Genomic DNA, 14,774 nt, shown 5'->3' with positions numbered 1-14,774 from the left:
GGAAACGACCGCCGACGCCGGCGGGCTCGGTTCTTGCCAGCTGCGGGCTTCGCGATTGTCTTGGCGACGGGACTTGCCATGGCTAGCTGTTCCGGTGGCGGACCGCCCATTGCGGTAGATACGACGCCGGCCGCCTCGGCGGCAGCTTCAAGCCCGGCGCCACCCACCACACATGCGCCAACACCGACACCCAAACCGGTGTACAAGCCGGCCACGGCCGATGGTCCCGCGCAGAACGTTCCGGTGCCTGTCCTCCCGGCCAAGGCCAAGGAATTCTCCAAAGCCGGCCTGGAAGCATTCGCCACCTACTGGTACTCCACCCTCGGCTACGCCTATGAAACAGGTGACGCGACTCCGATGATGGCCATAACCGACACGGAATGCACGACTTGTACTGGCGTCAGGGACATGGTGACAACTTGGTATGGAGAAGGCGGCTGGATCAGGGGTGGTCAGATGATCGTGTACTCATCGACCAGTACGTTCTATAAGACTCCAGATGATACTTACCAAGCCGTTTTGATGATTCAGCAGAAGCAGGTGACTTCTTACAAAGCCGACAAGACAATTGACTCAGACTTGCCTAAGACTGATGCCCGCGCAGACATATTGGTGGCTACCTATGAACAGGGTCACTGGACTACTCACAAGGCTGAGCACCTCACGAAAGACTAGCCATGCAATTCCTTCAAAAACTAATTGCAGGACTTGGCGTTCTAGGATTCACTTTTGGCTTCGTTGTCTCGGCTGCGTACGCAGATGGTGGCTTCATCCAGGATTGGAAGGGCAAAGGAGTGCAGTCTGAGGCCTGGCAGAAGTCCCCGGACGGAAAGTATTTTGGTGACCTGCCACCTATGGCCACTGAAGATCCATATATGTATAAGTTCTCGCTGGCCTGCTCTACCATCAACGCGGGTCACCCCACGAGCTGCCTGCCGGATCGTGAAGCCTGCAAGGATGGGAAGAACGGGAAGCTCGTCGACTGGTTCCGGTCCCTGAAACCACCGAGCCCAGTGGAATGGACACTCATCTCAGGGTCAACCTGCATCTACACGGCGAAACCCGTTGACGTCCTCGCAGAGATTGCCGCGCAGATCGGCCGCGCGTTCCAGGAGTCCCCGATCCAGCCCGCCACGATCGGCTCCCAACCCGGCCCCCACACGCTCCGCGGCCAGGACACCAACTTCTACGCGGACGCCCACCAACAAGACTTCGACGTCATCCTTCTGGGCCAAAAGGTCCACATCACCGCCACGCCCGTCGCCTACACCTGGAACTACGGCGACGGCACGGTCATCGGACCCACTGTCAGCTCCGGCGCCCCACTGCCCGAAGACCGGATCGGCGAACAAACCAAAACCAGCCACGCCTATGGCGCCACCGGCAAATACGCCATCACCGTCACCACCCACTTCAACGGCAGTTACAGCGTCAATGGCGGCCCCACCCTGCCCATCGCCGACCAAGGCCACTTCACCTCCGCACCCCTGGGCCTGACCGTCTGGCGCGCCATCACCCTCAACTACGCCGATGACTGCAACACCAACCCCAACGGAGTCGGCTGCTAAGCGGCGTGTTTGAGTAGCGTGTTGAGCAAGGTGACGGCCCCGGCCTTGTCCAGGGGGTTGTTCTTGTTGCCGCACTTGGGGGATTGCACGCAGGACGGGCATCCCGATTCACATTCGCACGCCCTGATGGCATCGCGGGTGGCCGCCAACCACACCCTGGCCATGGCGAAGCCGCGCTCGGCAAAACCCGCGCCGCCGGGGTGGCCGTCGTAGACAAAGATGGTGGGCTGGCCCGTATCGGCATGGATTGCCGTGGAAACGCCGCCCACGTCCCAACGGTCGCTGGACGCCACCAGCGGCAGCAGGCCAATGGCCGCATGTTCGGCCGCATGCAAGGCGCCCGGGAACTGCGGCTCCACGAGGCCGCCGTCGATCATGGTGCGGTTGTCCAGGGTGAACCAGACGGCCTTGGTGAACAGGTCCCGGGCCCCCAACTCCAGGGGCTCCTCACCCAGCACCTCGTTGGACACAAAGGCTTTGCGCTGGAAGGAGACAACCTGGGTGGTGACCTGCACTTCACCAAAGTGCATCTCCACCGGACCCCACACTTCATGCCGGAGCGATTCCAGCACGGCGATCTGGGTGACGTCGCGAGCGGTCGTGTAGTAATCGGGATTGCCGCGGCGGACCAGGGCGCAGTGGTCTTGTTCGTTGAGCTCCGCCACCACATACGGTTCGCCCTGATGGACGTAGACCGCCCCCTGGTGGGCCTGGTAGTGGGACTGCGGGGAGTCCATGGTCCCCAGCAGCGCCCCGGTATCGGCGTCGATGATGTTGATGGGCCCGCCGCCGTCGGCCCGGAGATTGACCATGGCCGCGGCACTTTGCGGATGCGTCCAAAACCAGCCGGCGGGGCGCCGTCGCAGGTAGCCGTCGGCCACCAACTGATCCAGCAGGGCTGGGGTGTTCGCCGGGAAAAGCGCCAGGTCCTCGTGGGTGAGCGGCATTTCGGCCGCCGCCGCACAGAGGTGGGGTCCCAAAACGTAAGGGTTCGAGGGGTCGAAGACGGTCGCCTCCACCGGAACGTCGAAGATCGCCTCCGGGTGGTGCACGAGGTAGGTGTCCAGCGGGTCGTCGCTGGCGACAAAGGCCGCCAGCGCATCCTGCCCGGCGCGCCCGGCACGCCCGATTTGTTGGAACAGGGAGGCCCTGGTTCCCGGCCAACCCGCCACCAGGACGGCGTCGAGCCCGGAAATATCGATCCCCAGCTCCAGGGCGGACGTGCTGGAAACACCCAAAAGTTCCCCCGCCCGCAAGGCCTTCTCCAACGCCCGGCGCTCCTCCGGCAGATAACCCGAACGGTAGGCCGCAACCCGCCCGGGCAGGCTGGGATCCACGTCATCCAACAACCGCTTTGTCACGCTGGCAATGGTCTCGGCCCCGCGCCGGGACTTGATGAAGGCGATGGTGCGCACCCTGGCGGAGACCAGATTGGCCAGGAGATCCGAGGTTTCGGCGATCGCCGTCCGCCGTGTCTTGGCACCGTTTTCACCCTTGAACTCCGTCAGCTCCGGTTCCCAAAAAGCCACCGTGGTGGCGCCGTGCGGCGAATCGTCGTCCGTGACGGTTTCCGCGGGAGCGCCAATGAGCCGGGAAAACGACTCGGCGGGGTCGGAGGAGGTGGCGGACGCACCAATGAAAACCGGGTTGGAGCCGTAGTGGGCGCAGATTCGCCGCAAACGCCGCATCAGCACGGCCACATGCGAGCCAAAAACTCCGCGATAGCTGTGCGCCTCGTCGATGACCACATATTTCAGCCGCTTGAAGAACCGGGCCCACCACGTGTGGTTGGGCAACACGCCAAAGTGCAGCATGTCCGGATTGCACAGGATGAAGTTCGCGTGGTCACGGATCCAGCGACGGTCCGCGGGGGAGTGTCGCCGTCGTACGTTGCCGCCCGCAACGTGGGCAGGTGCAGGGAGGTCAATGCCGCCAGCTGGTCCGCGGCCAGCGCCTTGGTGGGGGAGAGGTACAAGGTGACGGCGCCGTCGTGCTCCAAACGACCGGGGTTCGCCAGGACCCGCAGCTCTGCACGGTGAACGGCGTCGACGGCGGGCAACTGGTAGGCGAGCGACTTTCCGGACGCGGTGCCGGTGGCAATGACCACGTGCCGGCCATCATGCGCGGCCTCGGCCCCGGCCACCTGGTGCCGCCACGGCGACGCAACACCCAAGCGCGAGTATGCCTCCACCAGATCGGAATGCGCCCAGTCCGGCCACGGCACCGTCACGGCCTGGCGCGCCGGGATGCGGCGGACATGCTGAAGCTGGGCAGGGCTCTCACCCCGGCCAAGCAGGGAGATCAACGAATTGTTGGCGGACACCCCATCATTGTGTCACCGCCCGGGAAGACCGACGACGGCGTCCAACGGCGCGTGCCCCGGCGCCCCGCCAGGCACAACCCGTTCGGGCCGGTCCCTCAGGCCAGGCCGCGCTCCAAACGGGCCCGCGGCACCAGCACCGTCACGGCAGCCACGCTGCGCCACCCCATCTTGTAGTACAGCCGCTGCCCGTCGGTGCTGGCCAACAACAGACCCGTCGTCACGGGATACTCCTTGGCGTGGGCCGTCAGCGATTGCATGATGAGCCGGCCATAGCCGTGGCGCCGGTGCTCCGGGTGGGTTTCGACCTGGTCGAAAATGGCGTATTCGCCGTAGATCGCCACCTTGCCGCTGGCCAGCACCGTCGTACCGTTCACAATGGCTCCGGAAAATCGCGCATCGCAGGCACTGGCCACCCGGCGCCCGCCAATACGGGTCACCTGGAGCTCCAATTCGGGCTCCACGAGGAACGGGTCCTGGTTGTCCTGCATGTCCATGTCGACCGTCATGACTTGTTCCGACACCGACAGCATGCCCAGCCCGGCCTCATGGGCCTGCTTGACGTAGCGGTGGATGTCCGGGCCAAGCACGCACATGGCCCGGTTCGTGGAGCGGGCCACCTCGGCGGCAAGCAATGCGAAGGGCGCCGGTTGCGGATCGCAGATGAAGTATTCCCAGTCGCCGCTGCGGTCCAGGCGCAGGGCGGCGGGATAGCCGGTGTCAAAGGCGGTTTTGTAACTTCGAAGCGCTGTCCAACCGGCAAACCAGGCGTCTAACAGTTCCTCAAGTTCAGTGGAACCAGATGTCATGCACCAAGCCTATGCCGCACCGGACCCCCTTGCCACGAACAGCCCGGGCGATCCACGCGCGGGCCCGCATTTGGCGGCACAAAGTACGCTTAAATACGTGGCTTTGAACAAGATTGTGCTCTTTTACGGTTTTACCCCTGTCCGGGACCCGGACGCGGTGCGGCTCTGGCAGCGGGCCCTGTGCGAGAAGCTCGGGCTCAAGGGCCGGATCCTCATCTCCAAGGACGGCATCAACGCAACCGTCGGCGGCGACATCAAGGACCTCAAGCAGTACCTGAAGACCACCCGCGAATACGCCGGCTTCAAGGACATCGACATCAAGTGGTCCGACGGCACGGGCGACGATTTCCCGCGCCTGAGCGTCAAGGCCCGCGATGAAATCGTGAGCTTCGGCGCCCCCGGCGAACTGAAAGTCGACGAAAACGGCGTCGTCGGCGGAGGCACGCACCTCAAGCCCGAGGAACTTCACGAGCTCGTCGCAGCCAAGAAGACCGCCGGCGAGGAGGTCGTCTTCTTTGACGGCCGCAACGCCTTCGAAGCCCAAATCGGCAAATTCAAGAACGCGATCGTCCCCGACGTCGCCACCACCCACGACTTCATCACCGAACTCGACTCCGGCAAGTATGACGACCTCAAGGACAAGCCCGTGGTCACCTACTGCACGGGCGGCATCCGTTGCGAGGTCCTCAGCTCACTCATGGTGAACCGCGGCTTCAAGGAGGTCTACCAGATGGACGGCGGGATCGTCCGCTACGGGGAGACGTTCAAGGACAAGGGCCTGTGGGAGGGCTCGCTGTACGTGTTCGACAAGCGCATGCACATGGAATTCAGCGACGAGGCCGCCACGATCGGCCGCTGCATCCGTTGCGAAAACCCCACCAACAAGTTCGAGAATTGCTCCAACCCGAGCTGCCGCAACCTGAACCTGTACTGCGCCGACTGCTCCGCCGACCCGGCCACCCTGCAGTGCCCCCAGGGTTGCACGGACTAGCCAAAGAACGACGACGGCGTCCCCGGCCGGGTGCGCCCGGCTACTCCGGGGGCAGTTCCTGCAGGCTGTCGCCGTCGTAGAAACGGGCGGCCTTGTAGACCATGGGCGCTTTGTCGTTCACGTCGGCATGGCGGACCCGGCAAATAAACACCGTGTGGGTCTTGGCCTGGAACCGTTCACGGATTTCCGCTTCGAGCATGGCCGCCGAACCGTCAATCAGCGGGGAGCCGTGCGGCCCCTCATGCCAGTCGATCGTGGCAAATTTGTCCTCCGCCTTGGAGGAGAACACCGAGACGACGTCGCGCTGGTCGTTGGCCAGGATGTTCACGCCGAGGTGGGTTGCCGCGTGCAGGGCCGGGTAGGTCGATGAGGTGCGCTGGATGCAGACCATGATCAGCGGCGGGTCCAGGGACACCGTGGCGTAGGAATTCACGGCCAGGCCGCGTGCCTTTTCCCCCTCCCGGGTGGTGACCACGGTGACTCCCGTGACGAATTGGCGGTTGAAGCCCCTCATCATGGCGGGGTCGGGATCGTTGAGCTGCGGCGGGGTAAGCATGGTGTCGGTCATTAGTCGTCTCCCAGTGATGTGATGCCCAGGGCGGTCAATAGTTGGCGGGGGTCCCAGGTGACGCGTTCCTTGCTGAGCCGGCCGTCGGTGAACGTGCAGAAATTCGAGCCGTAGGTGTTGACCTGGCGGTTCGTGGCCGGGACGCCGAAGAATTCGTTGCGGTGGGTGCCGGTGCTGCTCCAATAGATCGCCAGATGACCGTCCTGCTCGATTAGGTCCTCAACCGTGGTGGTCAGGTCCGGGAACGCTTCGCGGGTGGTGCGGACCGCGTCCTTGAACTCCGCGGCGCTGAGCGGATGGGTCGATCCATGGGCGGTCCGCTCAAAATCGTCGGCCAGCAATGAGTCCAGGGCGTCGACGTCGCCGTCGTCCCAGACGGCGTGCCACACCTGGCGTACGCGGGTTTTCAACTCTGATTCCTGTGGCATGGCCAAACATTCTCCTCATTGAGCGTTGTTGTATGGTACTCACCGTAATCCAGCTCACATGCCAGCGTCAAGATTGTGTGACGCGTGGCGGCCCGGGCCTTGGATGTTTTGAGGCGCAACCCCGCAAGATCATTGAATTATGACGCGCATGGGAGGACTTTCGCGTCAGGGCGTTGACGATGTGAAAAGCGAGTGGTTATAGTCTGTACCATGCAACAAGTGGTGACAGTGAGGTCATCGCCCGCAGGCCGGCCGCACCTCTTCGTACAGAGCGGCACGGCACAGATCGAAAGGCTTCAATGATGCGCTTCTCCATCTTCCACGCCCTTGGGGCGCCCGGTGACCTTAAAAACTACAACCAGCACATGAAAGATGCCCGTGAATACGCCCAGGCAGCCGAATCCTATGGTTTCTGGTCCACCTGGTACACGGAACACCACTTTGGCCACGAGGGCCAGGAGCTCACACCGAACCCGGTCTTGATGGGCACGGACATCGCCGCCCGCACCTCCTCCATCCGGATCGGCCAGGCCGCCGCCATCGCCACCTTCTGGCATCCGCTGCGCCTGGCCGAGGACCTGGCCCTGCTGGACCAGCTCTCCGACGGCCGCGTTGAAGTGGGCGTGGGCCGCGGACTCTACGGCCGCGAGGCGTTGAACCTGAACGAACTTGCCGACCCCCGCGACCAGGAACAAAACCGGGCACTCTTCGAGGAAACCGTTGAGGTCATGCGCAAGGCCTGGACCGAGGACTTCTTCAGCCACAAGGGCCAGTTCTTCGAATTCCCCAAGCCCGGCGTGAAGTGGAGCCACCCGATGTCTCCGTCTACGCCCGACTTCACCGACGGCGACGGCGTCATCACCAAGATGTCGGTGGTACCCAAGCCGTTCCAAAAGGAAATGCCGCTCTGGCAGGTCATCGACACCCCGCGCTCCATCCAAAACGCCGGCCGCGACGGCATCCAGGGCATCTTCTGGCTCCCGCCGGTCTCCGCACTCAAGCCGCGCTTTGAGATGTACAGCCAGTCGGCGTCGGTCGCGCAGGGACGCAACGTGCCGCTCGGCGAAGGCATCGCGCTGGTCCGCGACCTCTATGTCGCCGACACCATGGAGCAGGCCCGCGAGGAATTCGAGGAGGCCGTCATGAACTCCTACAAGTGGATCACCCACTGGCGCGGACTGGGCAACATGATGGAGGACGGCGAGGAACTCACCGCCGCCCACAAGCTGGACTTCGATTTCCTCATGGATCGCAACATGCTGGTGGGCACCCCGGACTTCGTGGCGGAGAAGATCGAGGAACTCCGGCGCGAGGTGGGGCTGGAGCACATGATGCTCTGGACCACCCACCCCGGACTGGACCACAAGAAGGCCATGCGCAGCCTGGAGCTGTTCTCCGAACACGTAAAGCCGCGCTTTGACTCCGCCAACTAGCCCCCGGCCCGGCGCGACGCCGACGACGGCAAACTCGGGTGCGCTCGACGCCGTCCTGCGCAAGGTGGTCCTCTATAAAGAGGAGGTGCTGGCGGAAAACGGCACCCGGCCCGAACGGCCGGCACTGCGCGCCACCGTGGCCGCCGTCATCGCCAACCCGTGGCTGGGCACCGGCCCCGCGGCGGATTTGTCCGCCGCGGCCGAGGCCATGGCGCCGCATTTGGCCAAGCTGCTGACCGACCGGCTGATTGACTCGCTCGGAGGAGCCGCGGCCATCGAGGCCTTCGGCAAGGCCGCCATCGTGGGCACCTCGGGGGAGATCGAGCACGGCGGCGCGCTGATCCACACGCCGTTCTTCGGCAACCTCATGCGCGACTTCCTGCAAGGGGAATCGATCATTTGCTTCGCCGACTCCCGTGCCGAGGCGGGGGAGACCCTGGTGGTGCCCATGTGGCACAAGACCCAGGCCGCCACGCGCAGCCACTACCAAACCGTCTCGGCCCGGGTGTCCGACGGCCCCCGCGCCGGCGAAATCGTCATTATCGCCGCGGCCTCCACCGGCCCGCGCCCCCACGCCCGCATAGGCGACCGAAAAACAGACCCCGCCGTTAGGGCACAAGACCTGGAGAGCGTACTCGCATGAAAATTCGCAAGGTAGTCACCATCATTGAGGAAATCACCACGGAAGGCGGCCGCCCCGTAACGCCCGCCGCCCGGGTGGCAATTGTCGCCGCCGTGATCGAAAACCCGTGGGCCGGCCAGGGCTTCGTTGAGGACCTGGGCCCCGGCATCGACGCCACCGCCTCCGACGTCGGCGCACTGCTGGCCCCGGCCGTGCTGGAAGCCCTCGGCGCCACGGCGGAGGCCTACGGCAAGGCCGCCATCGTGGGGCTGAACGGGGAGGTCGAACACGGCTCCGCGCTGATCCACACGCTGAAGTTCGGCGACCACTTCCGCGACGCCGCCCATGCCACCACGCTGCTGCCCGCCGTCGAGAAGCGCGGCCCGGCCGGGATCATCTTCGACATCCCGCTCAAGCACATCACCGATGCCACCATCCGCTCCCACCACCAGACCATCGAGGTGCGCATCGCCGACGCCCCGCATCCCGACGAGCTCATCATTGCGCTCGCCGCAGCCTCGCAGGGCCGCCCCCAGCAGCGCCTGGCCGATTTCGCCCCCGGGCAATAGGCCATGGCCCTGCCGCGGCTGGTCCTGCTGCACGGCGTCGGGCTGGACCACACCATGTGGGAGCCCGCCGCCGCGCTGCTGGCCGGCAGCTTTGAGGTCACGGCCCTGGAATTGCCCGGCCACGGCGGCAGGGCGCCGGCCCGCGACGGCATCACCTTGGCCGAGATGGCCGACGACGTCGCCACGCAGCTTGCGCCCGGAACGCACCTGGCCGGGTTCTCGCTGGGCGCCTTGGTGGCCCAGCACATCGCCGTGCACCGCCCGGAGCTCGTGGCCAGCCTGAGCTCGGTGAGCTCGGTCTGCCAACGTTCGGATTCCGAACGGGAGGCGGTACTCGCCCGCCTCGCTGCGGCGGAAGCGGACTTTCCGGCCAGCGTGGCCGGCTCCCTGCAACGCTGGTTCCCCGATGGCGCGGCACCGGAACTGGCGGCCGCGACGGCCGCCACGCTGCACGCCAACAACGTGCGCTCCTACCTGAACTGCTATCGGGTCTTTGCCACGGCCGACGCCGAAATCGCGCCCGAACTCGGGCGGATCACGATGCCGGCACTGGCCCTGACCGGCGAGTTGGATCCCGGCTCCACACCGGAGATGACCCGCCGCCTGGCCGCGGCCATCCCGAACTGCGCCGCCGTCGTCGTCCCCGGGGCCAGGCACATGCTGCCGGCCGAACAACCGCGGGAGTTCGCGGCCGCCCTGACCACATTCATCGAAGGGACCTGCCATGACGAATGAGAAGAAATACCAGCACTACATCGGGGCGCAGTGGGTGGCCCCGTCCTCCGGCGAATACTTCCAGAGCACCAACCCGGCCACCCTGGACGTCCTCTACAGCGCCGCCCGCGGCAACGCCGAGGACGTCGGCAGGGCGGTCGACGCCGCGCACGCCGCGTTCGAGGACCCGCGCTGGCGGGACCTCAGCCAGACCAGGCGCGGGCACCTGCTGCGCCGACTCGGCGACCTGATCGGAGAACATGCCGAGGAACTGGCGCACATGGAGACCCTGGACAACGGCAAGCTGCTGCGTGAAATGCGCGGCCAGCTCGCCGCCCTGCCGGAGTACTACTACTATTACGCGGGCCTGGCGGACAAGATCCAAGGCGACGTCATCCCGACGTCGGACCGGCGCGTGCTCAACTACACCACCCGCGAGCCGTTGGGCGTGGTGGGTGCCATCACGCCGTGGAATTCGCCGCTGACCCTGACCACCAGCAAGCTGGCACCAGCACTGGCCGCCGGCAACACGATCGTCATCAAACCCTCGGAGTACACCTCCGCGACGGTGCTGCGGCTGGCCGAGCTCACGGCCGAGGCCGGCTTCCCGCCGGGCGTGGTCAACGTGGTGACGGGGTTCGGCGGCGAAGCCGGCGCCGCCCTGGTGGAGCACCCCAAGCTCGCCAAGGTCTCCTTCACCGGCAGCACCCTGACCGGCTCGCGGATCGCGGCCAGCACGGCGTCGCGGTTCATCGGCTCCACCCTTGAACTGGGCGGAAAGTCGCCCAACATTGTGTTCGACGACGCCAACGTCGCCAATGCGTCCATGGGCGTGGTGGCCGGCATCTTCGCGGCGGCCGGGCAGACCTGCATCGCCGGCAGCCGCGTCTTCGCCCACAAGTCCGTCTACGACGAACTCCTGGAACGCGTCACCGAGCGTGCCCGCAGCATCGTGATCGGCAACCCGCTCGACGACGCCACGGAACTGGGCCCGCTGGCCTTCGCCGACCAGCGCGAGAAGGTGGCCGGCTACGTGGACCTGGGCGTCAGCGAAGGCGCCACGGTGCGCACGGGCGGCCGCAGGAGCGACGGCGGCCTGGGCGGCTACTTTTACGAACCCACCGTCCTGACCGACGTCGACAACAATATGCGCGTGGTCCGGGAGGAGATCTTCGGCCCCGTGGCGGCCATCATGCCGTTCGAGAGCGAGGAGGAAGTGGTCCGGCTGGCCAACGACACCGAGTACGGGCTGGCGGCGGGCCTGTGGACCCAGAACCTCTCCCGGGCGCACCGCCTTGCCGGCCGCCTCGACGCCGGCACCATCTGGGTCAACACCTACCGGGCGATGTCGCCGATGTCCCCGCGCCAGGGGTTCAAGAACAGCGGCGTGGGCGTTGAGCATGGCACCGAAACCATCCGTGAGTACACGCGGCTCAAGAGTGTGTGGATCAACACCAATGAAGAGCCCGTGGCCGATCCCTTCATCATGAGAAGCTGATCATGCCGCTGGTTGAAGTCTCCGTATCCGCCGGGCGGACGCCGGAGCAGATTCGCGCCCTGATCCACGAGCTCCACGCCGCCGTGGAGCGCACCGTCAACGCCAAACCCGAACACATCAAGGTGATCGTGCGGGAGATCCCACGAGCCCACTGGGCCGCCGGCGACCTCACGCTGGCCGAGATGGATGCCATACCACCGTGATCTTGTATGGTACACAGTGAGGCCTTTAGCGCTTGATTTCAAGGGTCTTCACGCACGCCGTCCCGTGACATTGCCTTGTAGCTTGGCGAATATGTGTCAAAAAGGGCAAGTTTGGGGAAATCTATTGACTTCCCACCATTCGAATAAATAGAGTTCCTACCATGCAAGAGGGTATCGTGATGCACACCACAACAACTCCCACCCCGCTGGGCGGCTTCAACGACGTCGCCCTGCTGGACCGCATCCGCGAACTGGTCCTGGGCGGCGAATACACGCCCGGCACGGCACTCTCCGAAGTCAAGCTGGCCGACCACTTCGAGGTCAGCCGCACACCCGTCCGCGAAGCACTCAAGCAACTGCAAATTGAGGGGCTCGTGGAGATCCGGCCCAAGGTCGGCACGTTCGTCCGGGAGATTTCCCGGCGCGAAATCATTGAAATGTTCGAGGTCAAGGAAACCCTCGAAGGCATGGCGGCCCGCCTCATGGCCCGCCGCGGCAGCATTCCCGAACTGGCGGCCCTGCGCACCAATGTGGAGGCCTCCGAACAAGCCGTGCGGCACAACGACTCCGTTGCCTACGCCGAGCTGGTGCACGATTTCCACGAGACCATCGTCGCCGGCGCCGACAACCGCAAGCTGGCCGAACACTACCGGACCCTGATGAACCAGATGGCCTACCACCGGCTGGTGCTCAAGTCCGTCCAGCATCCCGGCCGGCTGGCCGTCTCCACGGCCGAACACCGGCGGGTCCTGGAACTCATCACGCAAAAGGACGGCGTGGGGGCCGAACTGGCGATGCGGGACCACGTGGTCATCTCGGCCAGGGAAGTCATGATGGATTCGGCCATCGACCGCAAGTAACGCTCTACCGCAAGCAAGGGCCCGCCGGCGCCAGGCACGCTCCACCGCCTCCGGCAGCCCCTCTATGACAAACCCCCAATTTCATGGCTGAACGCGCCCCCTGCTGGTGGACGTGACGCTGGGCAGCACCCTGCTGCCGAAATTCTTCGCGATAGGACAAACGCAATGGCGCGTATAGACGAATCGAGTACTGCCGACGACCGCGGGTACCGGGACAGCCTGACCAAAGTTGAACCGTACGGGGTGGAGCACATCCCCGAGGTGGAACGCCACGGCAAGGCCAGCTCCCAGTTCTTCATCTGGTTTGCCGCCGGCATGAACTTCCCCATCATCGTGCTGGGCTTCAGTGCCACCTACTTCGGCCTGTCCATGGCGGGGGCCGTCACGGCCATCGTCGCCGGCGCGTTCATCGGCTCGGCCACCATGGGCATCATGTCCCGCATGGGCGTCCGGCTGGGCGTGCCCCAGCAAATGCAGGCCCGCGGCCCCCTGGGCTTCATCGGAAACCTGTTCCCCGTGGCCTACGTCAACGTCTTTGCCGGCGTCGGCTGGGCCGCCGTGACGGTCATCCTCGGCGGCAAGGCCATCGCGGAAATGACCAGCCTGCCGTTCTGGCTTACGGCCCTGGTCTTGATGCTGCTGCAACTGGCGGTGGCCGTGATCGGCTACAACCTGATCCACTTCCTGCAACGGATCCTGGCGATCGTGCTGTTCCTGGCCTTCATCATGATCACCATCGTCACGGTGTCCCGCGGCGGCGTGAGCCTGGCCGCCAACCCGCACGCCGAGGGATTCCTCGGGGCGGGCAGCTGGATCACCTTCTTCGGCTACTTCCTGGCGTTCCTGGTGGCCTGGCTGCCCTTCGCCTCCGACTACTCCCGCTACCTGCCGGACACCCCCGTCACCCGCCGCAACGCCGGCATCTTCACCATACTGGGCAACTTCGTCACGGTTGCCTGGATGGGGATCGTGGGCGTCATCCTGGCCGGCACGGCCACCAGCTCGGACCCCATCACGGCGCTGAACCAGCTCATGGGCCCGTGGGCCGTCCCGGGCCTGTTGACCGTCGCCATCTCCTCCTTCTCGCAAAACTTCCTCAACGTCTACGGCGGCGCCATCTCCATCCAGACCATGGGCGTGCCGATCAAGCGAAGCACCGGCGTCGTACTGATTTGCGTGGCCTCCTACCTGGTGGCGCTGTGGGGGCAGAATGGCATCTATGAAGGCTTCTCGGTCTTCCTGAACCTGACGGCGTACTTCATCGCACCCTTTGCCACCGTCCTGATCTGTGACTACTACCTCGGTGTCCGGCAGAGCAAGCAGGGCATGGCGCAACTCTTCGACAAGACCCGCAAGTTCGAGTGGGGCTTCATCGCCTGGGCCGCCGGCGTGGTCGGATCCATGCCGTTCTGGGTGTCCTCCCTCTATACGGGGCCCTTCGCGGCAGCCTTCCCGAAGGCCGGTGACCTGAGCATGTTCGTGGCCGCCGCGATCGCCCTGCTGGTCTACCTGGCCACGTACAAGCTGCGCCCCTTGTCCCGGCTGAGCCGCGAGGGCCGCGCCGGGCATGACGCACACGAAGAACCCGCCGCCGAACCCGCCATGGAGTCCTGATGAACACCCCGCACAACGCCACCCTGGTGGTCATCGACATGCAAAGCGGCTTTCGCGACCTGGCCAGCCAGTGGGCCGTGCCGCGGTACGACGAGATCGTCCCGGTCATCAAGGGCTTGGCGGACCACCTGGCCGGGCCGGCCGTCTACACGCGGTTCGTCGCCGATCCGCAGGACGTCCAGGGCGCCTGGCAGGCCTATTACGAGCGCTGGGATGAGATGCTGCTGCCGCCGGACGCGCCCGCCTGGGACATCACGGTGGACGTGCCGCCCGGAAGCAGCATCGTTTCCAAGACCACGTTCTCCAAATGGGGGCCCGAACTTGCGGCACTGATCCCGGCGGGCGGGGAAATGGTGATCACCGGCGTTGCCACCGACTGCTGCATCCTCGCGACGGCGCTGGGCGCGGTCGACGCCGGCCGGTACGTCACCGTGATTGCCGACGCCTGCGCGGCGGTCAGTGACGAGGCCCAGCAACAGACCCTGGCGCTGCTCGAACTGCTGCAACCCCTGTGTAGGGTCATGGACAGCGCCGATTATCTGGCTGAAACGCCGCCGGCTGCAGGGTAGGCGCGTCA

The 14,774-nt window shown here is 65.3% G+C and carries 15 protein-coding genes and 1 pseudogene; 12 read left to right on the top strand and 4 right to left on the bottom strand.

All coding sequences use genetic code 11. The features are described 5' to 3' along the window. The first annotated feature begins 78 nt into the window (after positions 1-78). The gene (locus AL755_RS20125; protein ID WP_160318937.1) at positions 79-675 is read left to right on the top strand and encodes a DUF6318 family protein; all 597 of its coding nucleotides are present in this window, start codon (positions 79-81) and stop codon (positions 673-675) included. Between the two features lie 200 nt (positions 676-875). Next, complete coding sequence (locus tag AL755_RS24205; RefSeq protein WP_237762562.1) at positions 876-1,568, top strand: PKD domain-containing protein; 693 nt, start codon at positions 876-878, stop codon at positions 1,566-1,568. Here AL755_RS24205 and AL755_RS20115 read toward each other — a convergent pair. Beyond that, positions 1,565-3,891: pseudogene (locus AL755_RS20115) on the bottom strand (DEAD/DEAH box helicase). The gene AL755_RS24205 and the pseudogene AL755_RS20115 overlap by 4 nt on opposite strands. A gap of 95 nt (positions 3,892-3,986) precedes the next feature. Next, positions 3,987-4,697, bottom strand: coding sequence for a GNAT family N-acetyltransferase (locus tag AL755_RS20110; RefSeq protein WP_054012530.1), 711 nt, complete (start codon positions 4,695-4,697; stop codon positions 3,987-3,989). A gap of 97 nt (positions 4,698-4,794) precedes the next feature. Here AL755_RS20110 and trhO point away from each other — a divergent pair, with 97 nt between their 5' ends. After that, the gene (trhO, locus tag AL755_RS20105; protein ID WP_054013218.1) at positions 4,795-5,688 is read left to right on the top strand and encodes an oxygen-dependent tRNA uridine(34) hydroxylase TrhO; all 894 of its coding nucleotides are present in this window, start codon (positions 4,795-4,797) and stop codon (positions 5,686-5,688) included. 40 nt (positions 5,689-5,728) lie between these two features. Here trhO and AL755_RS24200 read toward each other — a convergent pair whose 3' ends face one another. Then, positions 5,729-6,256, bottom strand: coding sequence for a flavin reductase family protein (locus tag AL755_RS24200; protein WP_054012529.1), 528 nt, complete (start codon positions 6,254-6,256; stop codon positions 5,729-5,731). Continuing rightward, on the bottom strand, positions 6,256-6,684 hold the full coding sequence (locus AL755_RS24195) for an ester cyclase (RefSeq protein ID WP_082369449.1): 429 nt from the start codon (positions 6,682-6,684) through the stop codon (positions 6,256-6,258). Before AL755_RS24195 ends, AL755_RS24200 begins: the two co-directional genes overlap by 1 nt. 299 nt (positions 6,685-6,983) lie before the next feature. On the opposite strand from AL755_RS24195, the gene AL755_RS20090 reads away from it, so the two are divergent. The 9 genes from AL755_RS20090 to AL755_RS20050 all read left to right on the top strand — a co-directional run bounded on the left by AL755_RS20090 (position 6,984) and on the right by AL755_RS20050 (position 14,766). Next, a complete protein-coding gene (locus tag AL755_RS20090; RefSeq protein WP_337589565.1) occupies positions 6,984-8,117 on the top strand; it encodes an LLM class flavin-dependent oxidoreductase in 1,134 nt (377 codons plus the stop codon). Next, positions 8,101-8,760: an amino acid synthesis family protein gene (locus AL755_RS20085; RefSeq protein ID WP_082369448.1), complete on the top strand. Its 660-nt coding sequence runs from the start codon at positions 8,101-8,103 to the stop codon at positions 8,758-8,760. Before AL755_RS20090 ends, AL755_RS20085 begins: the two co-directional genes overlap by 17 nt. Next, positions 8,757-9,308 (top strand): amino acid synthesis family protein, encoded by a 552-nt coding sequence (locus AL755_RS20080; RefSeq protein ID WP_054012526.1) that lies wholly within the window; start codon positions 8,757-8,759, stop codon positions 9,306-9,308. Before AL755_RS20085 ends, AL755_RS20080 begins: the two co-directional genes overlap by 4 nt. Before the next feature lie 3 nt (positions 9,309-9,311). Next, the gene (locus tag AL755_RS20075) at positions 9,312-10,043 is read left to right on the top strand and encodes an alpha/beta fold hydrolase (protein WP_054012525.1); all 732 of its coding nucleotides are present in this window, start codon (positions 9,312-9,314) and stop codon (positions 10,041-10,043) included. Beyond that, positions 10,033-11,520, top strand: coding sequence for an aldehyde dehydrogenase (locus tag AL755_RS20070; RefSeq protein WP_054012524.1), 1,488 nt, complete (start codon positions 10,033-10,035; stop codon positions 11,518-11,520). Before AL755_RS20075 ends, AL755_RS20070 begins: the two co-directional genes overlap by 11 nt. A 2-nt stretch (positions 11,521-11,522) precedes the next feature. Continuing rightward, a complete protein-coding gene (locus AL755_RS20065) occupies positions 11,523-11,723 on the top strand; it encodes a tautomerase family protein (RefSeq protein ID WP_054012523.1) in 201 nt (66 codons plus the stop codon). Between the two features lie 179 nt (positions 11,724-11,902). Next, entirely contained in the window at positions 11,903-12,583 is a 681-nt protein-coding gene (locus AL755_RS20060) for a GntR family transcriptional regulator (RefSeq protein WP_054013216.1), read from the top strand. A 165-nt stretch (positions 12,584-12,748) separates the two neighbouring features. Further along, on the top strand, positions 12,749-14,197 hold the full coding sequence (locus tag AL755_RS20055; protein ID WP_054012522.1) for a purine-cytosine permease family protein: 1,449 nt from the start codon (positions 12,749-12,751) through the stop codon (positions 14,195-14,197). Then, complete coding sequence (locus AL755_RS20050) at positions 14,197-14,766, top strand: cysteine hydrolase family protein (protein WP_054012521.1); 570 nt, start codon at positions 14,197-14,199, stop codon at positions 14,764-14,766. Before AL755_RS20055 ends, AL755_RS20050 begins: the two co-directional genes overlap by 1 nt. Positions 14,767-14,774 lie beyond the last annotated feature (8 nt).

The organism is Arthrobacter sp. ERGS1:01 (genome assembly GCF_001281315.1).
Taxonomy (GTDB): domain Bacteria; phylum Actinomycetota; class Actinomycetes; order Actinomycetales; family Micrococcaceae; genus Specibacter.
The sequence above is the reverse complement of the archived record's forward strand: the minus strand, read 5'-3'. Positions and strand labels throughout refer to the sequence as shown.